Source organism: Amycolatopsis sp. NPDC024027 (genome assembly GCF_040638975.1).
Taxonomy (GTDB): Bacteria; Actinomycetota; Actinomycetes; order Mycobacteriales; family Pseudonocardiaceae; genus Amycolatopsis.
Window position 1 is genome coordinate 497,316 of record NZ_JBEZYY010000001.1, and the last position, 16,803, is coordinate 514,118.

Below are 16,803 nucleotides of genomic sequence, written 5' to 3' on the forward strand. Positions count from 1 at the left end.
TCTTCGGGCAAGCTGCGGAGCATGACCGATCCCGAGGGCACCCAGCTCTTCCACCGTTCCATGCCGTTTTCCGAACGCCTCGGCGTCGAGGTGCTGGAGCACGGGCGCGAACTCGTCCGCAGCCGGCTGAAGTGGGACGAAAGCCTCTGCACGCTCGGCGGCGCGCTGCACGGGGGCGCGCTCATGGCGCTGGCCGACTCGACCGGCGCCGTGTGCGCGTTCCTCAACCTGCCCGAGGGCGGCCAGGGCACCACGACCGTCGAATCGAAGACGAACTTCCTGCGCGCGGTGCGTTCGGGCTACGCCGTTGCGTCGTCCAGACCACTGCACGCCGGCCGCAAGTTCGTCGTGGTGGAGACCGAAATCCACGACGACGACGGCAAGTTGGTCGCGAAAGTGACACAGACGCAGGCCGTCCTCTAGGTACCTGTTTACAGACCGGGCCGGAGCGGCGAAAATTCCTGGCTACTGGGTGGGCCGATCAGGGAGCCGGGATGCGCATACGCGAGCTGTTCACCTTATTGTCAGTGGTTGTGTTGTCCGCGGTAACCGCGCAAGCCGCCGAGGCCGGGCCCGTCCGCCCGCGCGACGACGAGGCGATCGACTACCACGAGTGGACCGGCGGCCGTTTCCACGAAGGCGGCTTCGCCGGCCTGGCGCTCACCCGCGACGGCCTGCGCCTGACCCGCCCGATCGGGACGGTGGCGCACACCGAGCCGGAGCTGGGCACGACGAGAACGTACGAGTACGGCCAATGGACGTCACCGGCGTACCGGCCGGGCTTCGGCGCGACGCAGCTGGTCGCGTCGTGGAACGCGAAGACGCCCGCGAAGACCTGGCTGCAGGTCGAGGCGCAGGGCCGGACGTCGGCGGGCGCCGAAACCGCGTGGTACGTGCTGGGCCACTGGGCCAGCGGCGACGCCGACATCCTGCGCACCAGCGTCGACGGCCAGGACGACGCGAACGCGCTGGTCGACGTCGACACGCTGGTCATGAAGCCGGACGTGACGCTGAAGTCGTACCACCTGCGGGTCAGCCTCTACCGCGAAGCCGGCTCGGGCGCGACACCGTCGGTGAGCCTGCTGGGCGCGATGACTTCGGCCGTCCCGGACCGTTTCGAGGTGCAGCCGACGAAGCCCGGGCGGGCCACCGGGATCGAGCTGAAGGTGCCCGCGTACGCGCAGAACCTCCACAAGGGACAGTTCCCGCAGTACGGCGGGGGCGGCGAAGCCTGGTGCAGCCCGACGTCGACCGAGATGGTGGCCGAGTACTGGGGCAAGAAGCCGTCCGCGGCGGAGATGGCGTGGATCCCGGCGGACTACGTCGACCCGCAGGTGGCGTTCGCGGCGCGCTACACCTACGACCACGCCTACGACGGCACCGGGAACTGGCCGTTCAACACGGCCTATGCGGCGTCGCGCGGGCTGCGCGGCCACATCACGCGGCTGCATTCGCTGAACGAGCTGGAGACCTACATCGCGCGTGGCATCCCGGTGATCACGTCGCAGTCGTTCCTGTCGTCGGAGCTCGACGGCGCCGGCTACGGGACGTCGGGCCACATCATGGTCGTCGTCGGCTTCACGAAGGACGGCGACGTGATCGCGAACGACCCGGCGTCGAGCAGCAACGACCGCGTGCGCAACGTCTACAAGCGGGACCAGTTCGAGAAGATCTGGCAGCGGACCAAGCGCTACCGCGCGGACGGCACCGTCGCCGGCGGCCCCGGCGGCGTCGCGTACATCATCACCCCGGCTTGACGGGGTTCGGCGGGGCGCCTCGCCGGCGCCCCGCCGGACTCACCAGGTCTTGCCGGCCTGCTCCCGGATCGCGCGGTTGATCCGGTTGAAGAAGCCACTGAGCGCGATGTGCGTGACGATCGCGGACAGCTGCTGCTCGTCGAAGTGCCCGGCCGCGGCGGCCCAGACCTCGTCGGTCACGCCCGGCTGGCCGTCCTCGATCCGGGTCGCGGCTTCGGTCAGCGCGAGCGCGGCCCGCTCCGGCTCGGTGAAGAACGGCGTCTCGCGCCAGGTGACGACGCTGTGCAGCCGGTCGTCGGTCTCCCCCTGCCGCTTCGCCGCCTGGACACCGGCGTAGGTGCACGGGGCGCAGCCGTTGATCTGGCTGGCCCGCAGGTGGACCAGCTCCAGCAGCAGCGGATCGACGCCGGCGGCGTGCACCACCTTGAACAGCTGCTGGACCGCGCCGGTCACCTCGGGATCGCTCCGGGTCTTCAGCCGTGGTTCCATCGTTCCTCCATCGGTTACCTGTGCCCCTCCGGGCCCGTCATGTCCACGACGGAGCCGAACCGAGGAAGGTAACGACCATGTCCGACACGCTGGCCGAGACGTTCGAAGCGCAGCGCGACCGGCTGCGCGCGGTGGCCCACCGCGTGCTCGGTTCGCACGCCGACGCCGAGGACGTGGTGCAGGAGGCCTGGCTGCGGCTGTCGCGCCAGGACGCGGCGACGATCGAGAACCTCGAGGGCTGGCTGACGACGGTGGTCGGCCGGATCAGCCTGGACGTGCTGCGCGCGCGAAAGTCCCGCCCCGAGGCACCGTACGACGAGATCATCGTGACGGTCGACGACGGCGCCTCCCCGCACGAGGACGCGGAGCTGGCGGATTCGGTCGGGCTGGCGCTGCTCGTGGTGTTGGAGTCCCTGGGCCCGAGCGAGCGGCTGGCGTTCGTGCTGCACGACCTGTTCGCGGTGCCGTTCGAGGAGATCGCCCGCATCTTGGGCAAGTCCACGGCGGCGGCCAAGATGCTGGCGAGCCGGGCCCGCCGCAAAGTGCGCACGCCTTCACCGCCGGCCGGGTCGTTGCAGAGGGAGGTGGTCCAGGCATTCCTCACGGCGGCCCGCGACGGCGACTTCGAGCGGCTGCTGCGCGTCCTCGACCCGGACGTCCGCCTGACCGTCGATACGCCGGACGGCCTGGTGGTGGTCCTGGGCGCCACGAACGTCGCCACGGGCGCCCGCTTCGGAGCGGCCAGGGACGGCCGGCGCGTGCTGGTGGGCGGCCTGCCGGGCGTGGTGGCGTGGCGCGAGGACGGGACGCCGCTGTCGGTGGTGGCGTTCACGGTGGTCGACGGGCGGATCACGAACATCGCGGCGGTGGCGGATCCGGTGAAGCTGGCGTCGATGGACCTGCCGGAGCCGCCGGGAACTGTCGGTGGTGCTCGGTAAGCTGGAAACCGGGGGGCCGGAGGCCCGCGCCCGCACCGGCGCCGAGCCGGTTTCGGCCTCAATCGTGCCGATCGCCCGCGCAGCAACTGCCGCCACCCCGCGGCTCCCTGCGCCGCTGCTGCTCGGGTGGGCTCTGCGGCGGCAGCGCCGCGATCATCGGCGTGTCCACGTTCAACGGGCCGACCGCGGCCGCACCGCCCGGAGAACCCAGCGGCGCGTCGCGCCCGGGGAGAACCTCGGTGAAGAACCGGCCATTGTCCGGGGCGTACTCCTGCAGCGCGGAGGGGAGGTCTTCCGCGTAGTAGACCGCCCCGACCGGGCAGACCACTTCGCAGCCGCCGCAGTCCATGCACTCGCCCGGATGGATGTAGAGGCTGCGGGCGCCTTCGTAGATGCAGTCCATGGGACATTCGGCCACGCACGCGCGGTCCGTCACGTCGACACACGGAAGTGCGATCACATACGCCATGCCACCAACCTAGCCGCCGCCCTGCCAGACTGCGGAGATCATGTCCCGCCCGCTGCTGTTCCTCGACGTCGACGGTCCGCTGATCCCGTTCGGGCGGAGTTCCGGGGAGTACGAAGTCTTCACGGACGCCGACCTGGGCAATCCCTTGCTGTCGCGAGCCGACCCGCGCCTCGGCCCGAAGCTGCTGCGGCTCGGGTGTGACCTCGTCTGGGCCACGACGTGGCTGGCGGACGCCAACGAGTGCGTCGCCCCGCTGCTGGGCCTGCCGCCGCTCCCGGTGCTCGATTTCCCCGACGACGGCATCCCCGGGCTGCACTGGAAGACCGGGCCGATCGTCGAGGCGGCCGCGGGCCGCCCGTTCGCCTGGATCGACGACGAAACCACCGACGCCGACCGGAGCTGGGTCGCGAGCCACCACCCGGGCCCGGCCCTGCTGCACACCGTCGAGGCGAGCACGGGCCTCACCGGCCAAGACCTCGCGATCATCGCCACCTGGCTGACCACAGTTGTGTAATACGCAACATGTTGCGCAAAACCTCACTCCTGCGGATGTCGCCATCTCCGCATGATCCGTGATTAGCTGCGGTCGACCAGCAGCGCAGCCGGAAGGTGATTCGAATGCCGTACGAGGTCCAGGGGGTCGTTTCGCGGGCGAAGGGCGAGCCCGTCTCGCTGGAGACCGTCCTCGTGCCCGATCCCGGTCCCGGCGAGGCCGTCGTGAACGTCCAGGCCTGCGGGGTCTGCCACACCGACCTGCACTACCGCGAAGGCGGCATCAACGACGAGTTCCCGTTCCTGCTCGGCCACGAGGCCGCCGGTGTCGTCGAAGCCGTCGGCGAAGGCGTCACCGATCTCGAGCCGGGCGACTACGTCATCCTCAACTGGCGCGCCGTCTGCGGCACCTGCCGGGCCTGCAAGCGCGGCAAGCCGTGGTACTGCTTCTCGACCTTCAACGCCACCCAGCCGATGACGCTCCAGGACGGCACCAAGCTGTCGCCCGCCCTCGGCGTCGGCGCCTTCCTCGAGAAGACGCTCGTCCACAGCGGACAGTGCACGAAGGTCAACCGCGAGGCCGAACCCGCGGTCGCCGGGCTGCTCGGCTGCGGTGTCATGGCCGGGCTCGGCGCGGCCATCAACACCGGCGCCGTCACGCGTGGTGACTCGGTCGCCGTCATCGGCTGCGGTGGGGTCGGGGACGCCGCCATCGCCGGCGCGAAGCTGGCCGGCGCCACCACGATCGTCGCGATCGACATGGACGACCGGAAGCTCACCTGGGCGAAGGACTTCGGCGCGACGCACACCGTCAACAGCAAGGGCCTCAGCGAAGAGCAGGTCGTCGAGGCCATGCAGGACGCCACCAGCGGGTTCGGCCCCGACGTCGTCATCGACGCGGTCGGCCGCCCCGAAACCTGGCGGCAGGCGTTCTACGGGCGCGACCTGGCCGGCACGGTCGTGCTCGTCGGCGTGCCGACGCCGGAGATGCGGCTGAACGACCTGCCGCTGATCGACTTCTTCTCGCGCGGCGGCTCGCTCAAGTCGTCCTGGTACGGCGACTGCCTGCCCAGCCGGGACTTCCCGATGCTCGTCGACCTCTACCTGCAGGGCCGGCTGCCGCTCGACAAGTTCGTCACCGAGCGCATCGGCGTCGACGGCGTCGAGCAGGCCTTCGAGCGCATGCACCACGGTGACGTGCTGCGCAGCGTGGTGACGTTCTGACCCTCTTCACCGACGACGAGTACCCGGCCGAGCCCTACCCGGGCACCCGGCCGGGTCGCTCGTTCGTGCACGTCGACGGCGTCGGGCACCCGCTCGACGCCGCCCCCGAAGGCTGGCGCGACCGGATGGCCGTGCTGGCCTACGGCTCGAACGCGAACCCGTCGAAGATCACCTGGCTGCGCGCCCGGCTCGGCCTCGAAGGCCCGGTCGTCGTGGCGCACGCGCGCTGCGCCGGGCTCGCCGCGGTGTGGGCGGCCGGCTTCCGCGTGGTCGACGACCAGCGCCCGGCCACCCTCACCGCGCTGCCGGGCGTCGAAGAGCACGCCATCTGGTTCGTTACGCCGGACCAGCTCGCGGTCCTGGACCGCTGCGAAGGCCGCGGCACCCGCTACCACCTGGCCCGGCTCACCGACCCCGACATCACCCTCGAGGACGGCACGCGCCTGACCGGCGTCCACACGTACGTCGGCGCCGCGCCGATCCGCTACCCCCTGCTGGTCGACGGCGCGCCGGTGCGCACCTCCGCCGTCCCGCAGACCGAAGCGGCGCGGCTGCAGGGTGTCGCGGCCGACGGCCACGGCGTGCCCTGCGAAGTCGTCACACCAGCTTTCCGGGGTTGAGGATCCCGGTCGGGTCCACCGCGGACTTGGCCGCCCGCAGCACCTCGACCCCCAGCGCACCGATTTCCGCGCTCAGGTAAGGCGCGTGATCGACGCCGACGGCGTGGTGGTGCGAGATCGTGCCCAGTCCGGTGACCGCCTCGCAGGCCGCCGCCTTCGCGCGCTGCCACTGGCCGGCGGGGTCGGCTTCGTCGCGGGCCGTCAGCACGGTGAAGTACAGCGACGCACCCGTTTCGTACGCGTGCGAAATGTGGCACATGATGATCGCCCGGCCCAGCGCGGCCGTCAGCGCCGCGCGGACGTCGTCGCGCAGCTCGTCCACATTGGACCAGTAGGCGGCCGTTTCGAGCGTCTCGACGCAGATGCCCATGTCCAGCAACGTGTCCCGCTGCCGGGGCCCGGCGAACCGGCCGTGCCGCCACGACTCGCCGAGCGACTTGCCGACGCGCACGGCACCCGAGGCCTTCAACCGCCGGGCCGTCTCACGGCGGCGCAGCGCCACGTCGTGCGCGGTGCCTTCCCAGCCCACGATGAGGAAACACGGCCGTCGCACGCCCCGCGCGGCGAGGTAGCGGCGCAGCGCCGCCGTCTTCACCCCGGCGTTCAGCGCGAGTGACACCTCGGTCTCGTCCACATCGGACAGCCGGGTGACGTCGGCGAGCGCGTGGTGCTGCGCGAGGTCCCGCACCGCTTCGGCGCCGGCCGCCCAGCCCGGCAGCGCGTAGCCCTCGTAACGCCGGACCGGCGGCGCCGGCCGCACCCGCAGCGCGACTTCGGTGATCACGCCGAGCGTGCCCTCGCTGCCGATCGCGAGCTGGCGCAGGTCCGGCCCGGCCGCGGACGCCGGGGCGACGCCGAGCTTCCACGGGCCGCGCGGGGTGGCCAGCCGCACGCCGGTGACCATGTCCTCGAACCGCCCGTAGCCCGAGGACGCCTGGCCGGCCGAGCGCGTCGCCGCGAAGCCGCCGATCGTGGCGCGCTCGAACGACTGCGGGACGTGCCCGAGCGTCAGGCCGTGCCCGGCGAGCAGCCGCTCGGCTTCGGGCCCGCGGACGCCGGCCTGCAGGACGGCGATGCGCGACTCGGCGTCCACCGACACCAGCGCGTCGAGCCGGACGAGGTCCAGCGCGATCACCGACGTCTTTTCGCCGCGCAGTGCGGCGACACCGCCGACCACCGACGTTCCGCCGCCGAAGGGCACCACTCCGACGTCGTGCCGGACGCACACGTCGAGGACCGCCTGGACCTCGTCCGGATCGGCGGGGAGCACGACCGCGTCGGGCACCGGGAACTCCGCCGACGGCGAACGGCGCCGCAGGAGGTCGAGGTAGGACAGTCCGGTCGCCCTCGCCAGCCGGGCCGCGGCGTCGACCAGCACGTTCTCCGCGCCGACCACTTCCGCAAGCGCTTCCCCAGCAGGTTTCGCCAGTTTCGGTGACGGTATTTCCACCGGCAAATCGCCCGTCGGAGCAGCACTGGGGGCCGTCTGGCCGATACGCTGTTCAAGCCACTTGGCCGCCCGCGCGGGCAGCGGGGCGGCGCCGGCGGCTTCCTCGGTCCAGGACCGGCGGAGGCGGTGGTCAATGAGAGCGTTCACGACTACAGTGTGACACATGGACGTAAAACGTCACACCACGCAGACGGCAGGTTCCTCCGCGCTCGCGGACACCCGCAACCGCCAGACGGCGACGCGGGTGGCCGATGACGTGCTGCTCGACGCCGCGCGCTCGTGCGTGCTGGCCGTCGGTGTGCGCCGCACCACACTCGCCGAAATCGCCCGCACCGCCCGCGTCAGCCGGATGACGGTCTACCGCCGCTTCCCCGACGTCCGCAGCGTGCTCGCCGCCCTGATGACCCGCGAGTTCAGCGGGTTGCTGCGCACGGCGAGCGAAGGCGGCGCGGATGCCGCGCACAGCCGCGACCGGCTCGTGCTCATCGCCGCGGCCGGCGTGCGCGCGCTGTCGACCGACCCGCTGTTCCGCACCCTGCTCGACGTCGACCCCGAGCTCGTCCTCCCGTACATCGTGGAGCGGCTCGGCGCGACGCAGAAGTTCGCCGAGCAGGCGCTGCACGGGCTGCTGGAGGCCGGCCACCAGGACGGCTCGATCCGGCGGGCGCCGGTCGCGGTGCAGTCCCGTTCGGTGCTGCTGGTGGTGCAGTCGTTCGCCTTCTCCCTGCGGCCGGCCACCGTGGACGTCGACGAGGTGGCGCTGATGGCGGAGTTCACCCACGTGCTCGACGCGGCTTTGCGGCCATGACGTCCGGCTCGCTCAACGCGCGGCGCCGCGAACGCGAGCTCGCGGAGCTGGCGTCGGGCGAGCGCGTCGACATCGTCGTGGTCGGCGGCGGCGTCACCGGCACGGGTATCGCGCTGGACGCGGCTTCGCGGGGTCTGTCGGTCGCGCTGGTGGAGGCGCACGACCTGGCGTTCGGGACGTCGCGCTGGTCGTCGAAGCTGGTCCACGGCGGCCTGCGGTACCTGGCGCACGGCGAACTCGGCTTGGCGCACGAAAGCGCGGTGGAGCGCGGGATCCTGATGACGCGCACGGCACCGCACCTCACCCGCGCGACGCCGCAGCTGTTTCCGTGGTACCCCAGCACTTCCCGCGCGCAGGAGAGGGTGGTCGCGGCCGGCTTGCGCGCCGGGGACGTGCTGCGCCGGGCCGCCCGCACGCCGTCGTCGGTGCTGCCACGGCCTCGGTCGATCCCGGCACCGCTGGCGTTGGCTCTGGCGCCGGGCCTGTCCGCCGACGGCCTGCGCGGCGCCTGGCTGGCCTACGACGGCGCGTTGGTCGACGACGCGCGGCTGGTGGTTTCCCTCGCCCGGACGGCGGCATCGTTCGGTGCGCGCATCCTCACGCGGCTGTCGGCCATTTCGCTCGCAGCGGACCGCGTTCAGGTGCGCGACGGTATTTCTGGCTCCACAATGGACATCCACGCGCGGCAGGTGATCAACGCGACGGGGGTCTGGGCGGGAACGCTGACGGGTTCGGTGCGGTTGCGGCCGTCGCTCGGTTCGCACCTGGTGCTGGCGCCGGGGACGGTGCCGATGGGGACGACGTCGGTGAACATCGGTGTGCCCGGGGAGACCAACCGGTTCGTCTTCCTGCTCCCCCAGCCGGACGGGCGAGTCTACTTGGGACTCACCGATGAGCCCGTGTCGGGCCCGATCCCGTCCGTGCCGGTGGTTCCCGAGTCCGATGTGGACTTCTTGCTGTCGCTGGCTTCCTCGGTGCTCGCCCGGCCGCTGACCCGGGCGGACGTCGCCGGATCTTATGCGGGGCTACGCCCGTTGGTCGAGGGAACGAGCGGCCGGTCGGCGGATCTTTCCCGCAAGCACGCGGTCCTGGCCGGACCGGACGGCTTGCTGACCGTGGTGGGCGGCAAGCTGACGACGTACCGCCGGATGGCCGAGGACGCGGTCGACGCGGCGGTCCGCCTCGCCGGCCTCCCGGCCACATCGTGCCGCACGGCCCGGTTGCCGTTGCTGGGAGCGGCACCCCGGCCGGAATTGTCCCTTGTGGACGCGGCACCCCGGCTGGTGGCCCGGTACGGCACGGAGGCATCGCGCGTGGCGGCGCTGGGCGAGGTGGACGCGGAGTTCGCGGCCCCGGTGGCCCCGGGAACGGAGATCACGGCGGCCGAGGTGGTGTGGGCGGTCCGGAACGAGGGCGCGTTGGACGTGGAGGACGTACTGGAGCGCCGGACGCGGCTGTCGTTGATCCCGTCGGACGCCGAGGCGGCGCGGGCGCGAGTCGCGGAACTTGTCGACAAGTCGCTGGCAGGGCTGGCCTGACGTCACGGACACAGCACCCCCGCCGGCACAGCACCCCCACCCTCCCCTAGGGGGCGTGCCCAAGTCCAGTCCATCGGCCCCTACCGACAAAGCCGCCGCTCAGCCGCACACCCCACCCCCTCATCCACAACCCGCCACCCATGTGCACAATCGGGCTTGATGTTCTATTGAGTTGACCTCCCGTTGGGTTTTTGCAACAGTTAGTGCCATGAGTCCGGTCAGACGCGGCAAAGAGCTGCCGATCTACAACCGGCTTCCCGTGCTCCGGGCGGAGCGCGGGATGACCCGAGCCACGCTTGCCGGTGCCGTCGATGTCAACCCGCAGACCATCGGCGCGCTCGAGCGGGGTGACCACTATCCGAGCCTGGATCTGGCGTTCCGGATCTGTGCGGTGTTCGACCTGCCCGTCGAGGCGGTCTTCAGCCGCGAGCCGTTCACGCCGCTTTCCACCCAGGTCTACCGCGAGGGGGGAGCATGACCGAGCAGCCGGGCCGCCTCGCGGCTTACTGGGATCGCCAGCTCGACAAGATGGAAGAGGCCGAACGGAAACGCGCCCGGAAGCTGCCGGGCTGGCGCACCCGGAAGCACCGCCGGACGCTCGTCGTCGTCCTCGTGCTCGCCGACCTCGCCCTGGTCGCCGGGGCCACCCAGTTCAAAGCACAACCGAGCTGGGTCTTCCCGGCCTTCTGGCTGACCGGGCTGGTCGTGGGCGGGTTCGCGTTCATCACGCTGCGCGTCCTGACCGGCCGGATGAGCGGCAGCTTTTCACGCCTGCTGGACGAACGCGAGCGCGAGTGGCGCCACCGCGTCACCTACATCGGCTACCAGGCGCTCAGCTACTTGATGCTGATCGCGATGTTCTACGGCCTGGTCGTCGCCGACACCGCGGCAGGCGGCGCGATGATGCTGTCCGCGCTGCTGCTCACCGGCACGACCATCCCGGCCATCGTGCTGGGCTGGTCGCTGCCGGACGACGACCCCGAAGACTTCGAGGAGGGGATGGGGAATGCCTGAGGGGACACTGGAGATCGACCGGATCTCCAAGCGCTACGGCGCCAAGGTCGCGCTGGACGGCGTCTCGTTCGACGTCCGCGCCGGCGAGCTGTTCGGCTTCGTCGGCAGCAACGGCGCCGGCAAGACCACCACCATGCGGATCGCGCTGGGGGTGCTGGCCGCCGACGGCGGTGAAGTCCGCTTCGACGGCCGGCCTGTCACGCACGAAACCCGGACGCACATCGGCTACATGCCGGAAGAACGCGGGCTGTACCCGAAGATGAAGGTGCTCGACCAGCTCGTCTACCTGGCCGAGCTGCACGGGCTGAGCGCCGGCGAAGCGCACCGCAACGCCGAGAACTGGATCACCCGGCTCGGGCTCGCCGAGCGCCGCAAGGACGAGGTGCAGAAGCTCAGCCTCGGCAACCAGCAGCGCGTCCAGCTGGCCGCCGCACTGGTGCACGACCCCGCGGTGCTGGTGCTCGACGAGCCGTTCTCCGGCCTCGACCCGCTCGCCGTCGACGTGATGAGCGGCGTCCTGCGGGAGAAGGCCGCCGCGGGGGTGCCGGTCGTGTTCTCCAGCCACCAGCTCGACCTCGTCGAGCGGCTGTGCGACCGGGTCGGGATCATCCGCGGCGGCCGGATGGTCGCCGTCGGCACGGTCGACGAGCTGACCTCGGGCGCCCGCAGCAAGCTCGTCGTGACGGCGCCGGCCGCGAGCAACGGCTGGGCCGCGGACCTGCCCGGCGTGCGCGTGCTGGAACACCACGGCACCACCACCGTGCTCGACCTCGAACCGGGCGCGGACGACCAGGCCGTGCTCGCGGCCGCACTGGCGACCGGGCCGGTCACCGAGTTCAGCCGCCGTCGCCGCTCGCTCACCGAGCTGTTCCGCGACGCCGTGTCCGAGAAGGGGGAACCGCGATGAGGACGTTGAGTGGCCGCCGCGCCGTCTGGCTCGTGATGAAGCGCGAGCTCAACACCCGGCTGCGCACGCGGTCGTTCGTCGTCGGCACCGGCGTACTGCTGGTGCTGCTGCTGGGGTACGTCCTGTTCCAGACGTCGCTGGCCGGTTCGTCGGACAAGAAGACCGTCGGGCTGACCGGCCAGGCGATCGGGATCGCCCGCCAGCTGCAGGCCGAAGCGGCGCTTTCCGGCCGCGAGATCAGCACGGTCGTCGTCACCGACGCGGCGGAAGGCCGGAAGAAGGTCGAAGACGGCGACGTCGACGCGCTCGTCTCGGGCAGCGCCGCACAACTGACCGCCACCTACAAGTCCTCTTTGGACAGCGGGCTGCGCCGGGTGCTCGACCAGGTCGCCCAGCGGCAGGTGCTCGACGGCGTGCTGTCGTCCGCGCAGCTGGAACCGGCCGAGGTGATGGCCAGGGTCAACGGCACCCACGTCCAGGACGACGCCCTCTCGCCGGAGCCGGCCGACCAGACGCAGCGGCTGGTCGTCGGGCTGGTCGTGGCGTTCCTGCTGTACATGAGCATCATCACCTACGGGATGATGGTCGCGCAGGGCGTCGTCGAGGAGAAGTCGAGCCGGGTCGTGGAGATCCTGCTCGCCAGCGTGCGGCCGTGGCAGCTGTTGCTGGGCAAGGTGATCGGGCTCGGCTTGGTCGGCCTGACCCAGCTGGTCATCCTCGCGGTGGTCGGGCTGGGGGCCGCGGCGGCGACCGGCGTGTTCACCCTGTCCGGCTTCGCGACGGGCGCGGTGCTGTGGGGCCTGCTCTGGTACCTGCTGGGCTTCCTGTTGTACGCCACCATCTACGGCGCGCTGGGGTCGCTGGTGTCGCGGCAGGAGGACACCCAGTCGGTGGTCGGGCCGCTCAACATCATCCTGGTCGTCGGGTTCATCGCCGGCTTCAACCTGCTGGTCCAGAACCCCGCGAGCTCGGCGACGAAGATCGTCTCGCTGATCCCCCTGCTGTCGCCGATCCTGATGCCGGCCCGCATCTCGACGGGCGCGGCGGCGGGCTGGGAGATCGGGCTGTCACTGGCGCTGACCATCGCCCTCGTCGCCGTGCTGACCTGGATCGGCGGGAAGATCTACGGCAACAGCGTGCTGCGGATCGGCAGCCGGATCAAGCTGTCGGAAGCACTGCGTGGCTGACCCGGTCGTGAGTGGTGATGAGGGTTAGAACCTCATTGCCACTCACGACGTGATCTTGCCGTACCGCTCCAAGGACACCTGGCGCTCGTGGGCGTGGTCGACCATGGGTTCCGGGTACTCCTCGGGGCGGTCCTTCAGCTTGTGCACCGCCTTCCCCTCGACGGAACGCAGCTCCGGCACGTACTTGCGCACGTAGTCGCCGGCCGGATCGAACTTCTCGCCCTGGGTCGTCGGGTTGAAGACGCGGAAGTACGGTGCCGCGTCGGTGCCGCAGCCCGCGACCCACTGCCAGTTCAGCTGGTTCGACGCCAGGTCGCCGTCCACCAGGTGTTTCATGAAGTGGCGGGCGCCCAGCCACCACGGCAGGTGCAGGTCCTTCACCAGGAAGCTCGCGACGACCATCCGCACCCGGTTGTGCATCCAGCCCTCGGCGAGCAGCTGCCGCATCCCGGCGTCCACGATCGGGTAACCGGTGCGGCCCGCGCACCACCGCTCGAAGGCCTCGCGGTCGTCGTCGTACTTCATCCCGTCGAAGCGCCGGTCGTAGTTCTCGCGCGCCGTTTCCGGGCGGTGCCACAGGACGTCGGCGTGGAATTCGCGCCAGCAGATCTCGCTGCGCAACGACTTCGCGCCGGCGCGGTCGTCGCCGTCAAGGTCCGCCAAGATCGTCCGCGGGTGGAGGCAGCCCCAGCGCAGGTACGGCGAAAGCCGGGTGGTGCCTTCGCGGTCCGGCCGGTCGCGATCCTCGTCGTAGGTTTCGATGCCGTCGTCCAGGAATTCGTGCCAGACGTCGAGCGCGGCCTGCTCGCCGGGTTCGGGCAGCGTCGCGGAAACCGCGGGCGCCTTCGGGATCTTCAGCGACCGCGGCGGTTCGACCCAGTCCACAAGGGACGGTCCAGTGTCGGCAGGCGAGTGCCACCCGCGCGCGGTCCACGCCCGGTAAAAGGGAGTGAAGACGCGGTAGGGATCGCCGTCCGGCTTGGTGACGCGGCCCGGCGTCACAGCGTACGGCGAGCCCGTCTCGACCCACTCGATGTTGTGCTCCGCCAACGCTTCCGCCACCGAAGCATCCCGGCGGCGACCGTAGGGCCCGGTGTCGGCGCTGACGTGCACCGCGGCCGCGCCGATCTTCTTCGCGGCCTTCACGACCTCGGCCGCCGGTTCGCCGCGGACCAGCATCAGCCGGCCGCCGAGTTGCTCGTTCAGCTTCTCCAAGCAGCCGTACATGAAGGCCTCACGCGGCGCACCGCCCGGCTTGAGCAGCGCGTCGTCGAGGACGTACAGCGCGAGCACGTGCTTGCTGTGCTTGGACGCCTCCAGCAAGGCTGCGTGGTCACCCAGCCGCAGGTCACGGCGAAACCAAAGGACGACCGGCGCTTCTCGAGTCACGACGGTAAACGTAAACGTCCCGCCGTGCGGGTGCACGGCGGGACGTTCGCGTGAAACGAATCAGCGCTCCGACATCGGGGTGTAGTCCCGCGAAGCGTGGCCGGTGTAGATCTGCCGCGGGCGGCCGATCTTGGTGGCCGGGTCGTTGATCATCTCGCGCCAGTGCGCGATCCAGCCCGGGAGCCGGCCGAGCGCGAACAGCACCGTGAAGAACTTCGTCGGGAAGCCCAGTGCCCGGTAGATCAGGCCGGTGTAGAAGTCCACGTTCGGGTACAGCTTGCGCTCGATGAAGTAGTCGTCGGAGAGCGCCGTCTCCTCGAGCTTCTTGGCGATCTCCAGCAGCTGGTCGCCGCCCTTGAGCTTGCCGAGGATCTCGTCCGCGGTGTTCTTGATGATCTTCGCGCGCGGGTCGTAGTTCTTGTAGACCCGGTGCCCGAAGCCCATCAGCTTCACGCCCTTTTCCTTGTTCTTCACCCGCTCGACGAACTTGGCGACGTCGCCGCCGTCGTTCTTGATGCCTTCGAGCATGTCGAGCACCGCGGCGTTCGCGCCACCGTGCAGCGGGCCGAACAGCGCGTTGATGCCCGCCGAAATCGAGGCGAACAGGTTCGCCTCCGACGAGCCGACCAGGCGCACGGTCGAGGTCGAGCAGTTCTGCTCGTGGTCGGCGTGCAGGATGAACAGCAGGTCGAGCGCCTTCGCGACGTCCGGGTCGACCTCGTACGGCTCGGCCGGGAAGCCGAACGTCATCCGCAGGAAGTTCTCGACCAGGCCGAGCGAGTTGTCCGGGTACAGCAGCGGCTGGCCCACGGACTTCTTGTACGCGTAGGCGGCCAGCGTCGGAACCTTGGCGAGCAGCCGGATCGTGGACAGCTCCACGTTCGGCTCGTCGAACGGGTCGAGCGAGTCCTGGTAGAACGTCGACAGCGCCGACACCGCGCTGGACAGGACCGGCATCGGGTGCGCGTCGCGCGGGAAGCCGCTGAAGAACGCCTTGAGGTCTTCGTGCAGCAGCGTGTGCCGCTGGATCTTCCCGGTGAAGTCGGCCAGCTGGGTCTCGGTCGGCAGCTCGCCGTAGATCAGCAGGTAGGAGACCTCGACGAAGGTCGACTTCTCGGCCAGCTGCTCGATCGGGTACCCGCGGTAGCGGAGGATGCCGGCGTCACCGTCGATGTAGGCGATGGCGGACGACGCGGCACCGGTGTTGACGAAACCGGGGTCGTAGGTGATGTACCCCGTCTGCGCCAGCAGCTTGCCCAGTTCGATCCCCGGCGCGCCTTCGACCGGGTGGACGATCTTGAACTCGTGCTCGCCACTCGGCAGGGTCAGCTTCGCGGTTTCTCCGCCGGACTGCCCCGCAGTCGTCGCGTCGGACATGCAAGTCCCTCTCACGTTGGGCACGGGCCGGCGGCGCCTGTACGTTCCACAGGTAGCCACGTGTTCACGCGAGGAAACACTGGCGCCTCGCTGCACACCGCCCCGCTGGGGTATGAAGAATGCCCCTCTACGCTAGTCGAGAAACCCGCCTTCGCGCAGCGGTGACGTTGCTCCCGGGGGCCCCTTTGGGACCAGGTTCACACGGTGGCCGCCATGTCGGCGGACGTGGGCGGTTCGGCGCCGCTGCGGGAGACCGTGATCGACGCCGCTTTCGCCGCGAACTCCAGAGCCTCGCGCCACGCGCCGGCGTCGAGGGAGGCCAGGTCGGCGGCCTGGCGGGTGTGCAGCCAGGCCAGCAGCGCACCGTGCACGGTGTCGCCCGCGCCGATGGTGTCCACGACGGTGACTTTTCGCGACGGCACGTGGGCCAGCTCACCTGCGGCGGTGATCACCGAGAGCCCGTCGGCCCCCCGGGTGAGCACCACGGCGTCCACACCGGACTCGATCCACGTCTTCGCGGCGGCGACCGGATCGGCGCCTTCGGTGAGCCACGCGGCGTCGTCGTCGGAGATCTTCAGCAGCCGGACGTCCGGCAGCCAGGACGCGAACCGGGCCCGGTAGGCGGCCGGGTCGGTGATGAGCGCCTCGCGGATGTTGGGGTCGAGGACGGTCAGCACGCCGCGGGCCGCTTCACGCCGCAGCATCGCCTCGTACGCCGAGGCGCCGGGCTCGAGGACCATGCCGAGCGTGCCGAGTGAGAGCGCTGTCACACCTTCGGCCAGCGGACCCGGATCCGCGACCAGCCGGTCGGCGGTGCCCTCGACGTAGAAGCTGTAGCGCGCGGCCCCCTTCGCGTCGAGCGCCACGACGGCCAGCGTCGTCGGCTCGTCGCCGCGCTGCAGCAGCGAGGTGTCGACGGCGGAGGCGTGCAGCCGCTCGATCATCGCTTCGCCGAAGCGGTCGGTGGACACGCGGGAGAGGAACGCCGCCGGCACCCCGAGCCGGCCGGCGGCCAGCGCGACGTTGTACGGCCCGCCGCCCAGGCGGGGCAGCAGCGCGCGCAACCCACCGTCCACAGTGGAATCCAGGGGGTCGCCGGGAACCAGGTCGACCAGAGCTTCTCCGCCTACGACGATCACGTCGC

General features: G+C 70.7%; 18 protein-coding genes. 12 read left to right on the forward strand and 6 right to left on the reverse strand.

The genetic code is table 11. The features are described from left to right. Positions 1-21: 21 nt before the first annotated feature. Positions 22-423 carry a PaaI family thioesterase gene (locus AB0F52_RS02370; RefSeq protein ID WP_013230138.1) on the forward strand — a complete coding sequence of 134 codons (402 nt, stop codon included), beginning with the start codon at positions 22-24 and terminating at the stop codon, positions 421-423. A gap of 71 nt (positions 424-494) precedes the next feature. After that, positions 495-1,757, forward strand: a complete 1,263-nt coding sequence (locus tag AB0F52_RS02375) for a peptidase C39 family protein (protein ID WP_360163711.1) — start codon at positions 495-497, stop codon at positions 1,755-1,757. 39 nt (positions 1,758-1,796) lie between these two features. On the opposite strand, the gene AB0F52_RS02380 is transcribed toward AB0F52_RS02375, so the two are convergent. Continuing rightward, a complete protein-coding gene (locus AB0F52_RS02380) occupies positions 1,797-2,246 on the reverse strand; it encodes a carboxymuconolactone decarboxylase family protein (protein WP_360163713.1) in 450 nt (149 codons plus the stop codon). 77 nt (positions 2,247-2,323) lie between these two features. Between AB0F52_RS02380 and AB0F52_RS02385 the strand changes: the two genes are divergently transcribed. Then, positions 2,324-3,184 carry a sigma-70 family RNA polymerase sigma factor gene (locus tag AB0F52_RS02385; protein ID WP_360163715.1) on the forward strand — a complete coding sequence of 287 codons (861 nt, stop codon included), beginning with the start codon at positions 2,324-2,326 and terminating at the stop codon, positions 3,182-3,184. A gap of 58 nt (positions 3,185-3,242) precedes the next feature. Here the strand turns inward: AB0F52_RS02385 and fdxA are convergent, their stop codons facing one another. After that, complete coding sequence (gene fdxA / locus AB0F52_RS02390) at positions 3,243-3,653, reverse strand: ferredoxin (protein WP_360163717.1); 411 nt, start codon at positions 3,651-3,653, stop codon at positions 3,243-3,245. Positions 3,654-3,693: 40 nt separating this feature from the next. Here fdxA and AB0F52_RS02395 point away from each other — a divergent pair, with 40 nt between their 5' ends. From AB0F52_RS02395 to AB0F52_RS02405, 3 genes are all read left to right on the forward strand, one after another. Beyond that, positions 3,694-4,167, forward strand: coding sequence for a hypothetical protein (locus AB0F52_RS02395; RefSeq protein WP_360163719.1), 474 nt, complete (start codon positions 3,694-3,696; stop codon positions 4,165-4,167). 104 nt (positions 4,168-4,271) lie between these two features. Further along, entirely contained in the window at positions 4,272-5,369 is a 1,098-nt protein-coding gene (locus AB0F52_RS02400; protein ID WP_360163721.1) for an S-(hydroxymethyl)mycothiol dehydrogenase, read from the forward strand. 65 nt (positions 5,370-5,434) lie between these two features. After that, complete coding sequence (locus tag AB0F52_RS02405) at positions 5,435-5,989, forward strand: gamma-glutamylcyclotransferase family protein (protein ID WP_360163723.1); 555 nt, start codon at positions 5,435-5,437, stop codon at positions 5,987-5,989. On the opposite strand, the gene AB0F52_RS02410 is transcribed toward AB0F52_RS02405, so the two are convergent. Next, positions 5,967-7,385 (reverse strand): FAD-binding oxidoreductase, encoded by a 1,419-nt coding sequence (locus AB0F52_RS02410; protein ID WP_360164585.1) that lies wholly within the window; start codon positions 7,383-7,385, stop codon positions 5,967-5,969. The genes AB0F52_RS02405 and AB0F52_RS02410 overlap by 23 nt on opposite strands. A gap of 298 nt (positions 7,386-7,683) precedes the next feature. Here AB0F52_RS02410 and AB0F52_RS02415 point away from each other — a divergent pair, with 298 nt between their 5' ends. The 6 genes from AB0F52_RS02415 (at position 7,684) to AB0F52_RS02440 (ending at position 12,893) form a co-directional block, all read left to right on the forward strand. Continuing rightward, a complete protein-coding gene (locus tag AB0F52_RS02415; protein ID WP_360164587.1) occupies positions 7,684-8,247 on the forward strand; it encodes a helix-turn-helix domain-containing protein in 564 nt (187 codons plus the stop codon). Beyond that, positions 8,244-9,785 (forward strand): glycerol-3-phosphate dehydrogenase/oxidase, encoded by a 1,542-nt coding sequence (locus tag AB0F52_RS02420; protein WP_360163725.1) that lies wholly within the window; start codon positions 8,244-8,246, stop codon positions 9,783-9,785. Before AB0F52_RS02415 ends, AB0F52_RS02420 begins: the two co-directional genes overlap by 4 nt. Positions 9,786-9,993: 208 nt before the next feature. After that, positions 9,994-10,263: a helix-turn-helix transcriptional regulator gene (locus AB0F52_RS02425; protein ID WP_013230147.1), complete on the forward strand. Its 270-nt coding sequence runs from the start codon at positions 9,994-9,996 to the stop codon at positions 10,261-10,263. Then, complete coding sequence (locus tag AB0F52_RS02430; RefSeq protein WP_360163727.1) at positions 10,260-10,799, forward strand: DUF6498-containing protein; 540 nt, start codon at positions 10,260-10,262, stop codon at positions 10,797-10,799. Before AB0F52_RS02425 ends, AB0F52_RS02430 begins: the two co-directional genes overlap by 4 nt. Further along, positions 10,792-11,706: an ATP-binding cassette domain-containing protein gene (locus AB0F52_RS02435; protein WP_360163729.1), complete on the forward strand. Its 915-nt coding sequence runs from the start codon at positions 10,792-10,794 to the stop codon at positions 11,704-11,706. Before AB0F52_RS02430 ends, AB0F52_RS02435 begins: the two co-directional genes overlap by 8 nt. Next, positions 11,703-12,893, forward strand: a complete 1,191-nt coding sequence (locus AB0F52_RS02440) for an ABC transporter permease (RefSeq protein ID WP_360163731.1) — start codon at positions 11,703-11,705, stop codon at positions 12,891-12,893. The genes AB0F52_RS02435 and AB0F52_RS02440 overlap by 4 nt, the downstream gene beginning before the upstream one ends. A 42-nt stretch (positions 12,894-12,935) precedes the next feature. Here the strand turns inward: AB0F52_RS02440 and AB0F52_RS02445 are convergent, their stop codons facing one another. The 3 genes from AB0F52_RS02445 to AB0F52_RS02455 form a co-directional block, all read right to left on the reverse strand. Beyond that, positions 12,936-14,282, reverse strand: a complete 1,347-nt coding sequence (locus tag AB0F52_RS02445) for a deoxyribodipyrimidine photo-lyase (RefSeq protein WP_360163733.1) — start codon at positions 14,280-14,282, stop codon at positions 12,936-12,938. Between the two features lie 60 nt (positions 14,283-14,342). Further along, positions 14,343-15,659, reverse strand: coding sequence for a citrate synthase (locus AB0F52_RS02450; protein ID WP_103336718.1), 1,317 nt, complete (start codon positions 15,657-15,659; stop codon positions 14,343-14,345). A 197-nt stretch (positions 15,660-15,856) separates the two neighbouring features. Next, positions 15,857-16,798: a carbohydrate kinase gene (locus AB0F52_RS02455; protein ID WP_360163736.1), complete on the reverse strand. Its 942-nt coding sequence runs from the start codon at positions 16,796-16,798 to the stop codon at positions 15,857-15,859. Between the last annotated feature and the right edge of the window lie 5 nt (positions 16,799-16,803).